Raw genomic sequence first — 549 nt, 5'->3', positions numbered from 1 at the left:
GGCTGGTCCTCGGCGACGGCGGCCGGGTCACCGCCCGCGTCGTGGCCACGTACGGCCGTGGTCTCGGTGCCGGGCCCATGGTGCTCTCCAGGGACCTGGCCGCCGGCCACACCACCACCGGGCTCGCGCAGCGCGTCCTGGTCCGCACCGACGGCAGCCGCACGGCCCACGAGCACGTCGCCGCCCTGGCCGGGGCCCGCCCGGGGCTGGTCCTGGACGACGGCCCTCCGGGGACGCCGGGCGCGGCGGGCGGGGTGCAGCCTGAGCTGTGGATCAACATCGCCGTGATCGGTGTGCTCCTCGGCTACCTGCTCCTCGGTGTCGCCAACAAGCTCGTCGCCACCACCACGAGCCGCCGCACGGAGCTGGCCACCCTCCAGCTGATCGGTGCCACCCCGCGGCAGGTCCGCATGATGATGCGCCGCGAGGCGGCCCTGATCGCGGGCATGGCGCTCGGTACCGGTCTCCTGCTGTCCGTCCTCCCTCTCGTCCTGCTCTCCGTCGGCTTCCTGGGCCGCCCCTGGCCTGTCTCTTATACACATCTCTGAT

General features: G+C 73.6%; 1 protein-coding gene. It reads left to right on the top strand.

From position 1 onward, the window contains the following. Window positions 1–548: FtsX-like permease family protein (locus tag IH13_RS0111545; RefSeq protein WP_031083532.1), on the top strand; the 548-nt coding region annotated here is incomplete at its 5' end. Window position 549 lies beyond the last annotated feature (1 nt).

This window comes from Streptomyces sp. NRRL WC-3549, from assembly GCF_000721935.1.
GTDB lineage: Bacteria > Actinomycetota > Actinomycetes > Streptomycetales > Streptomycetaceae > Streptomyces.
The sequence above is the reverse complement of the archived record's forward strand: the minus strand, read 5'-3'. Positions and strand labels throughout refer to the sequence as shown.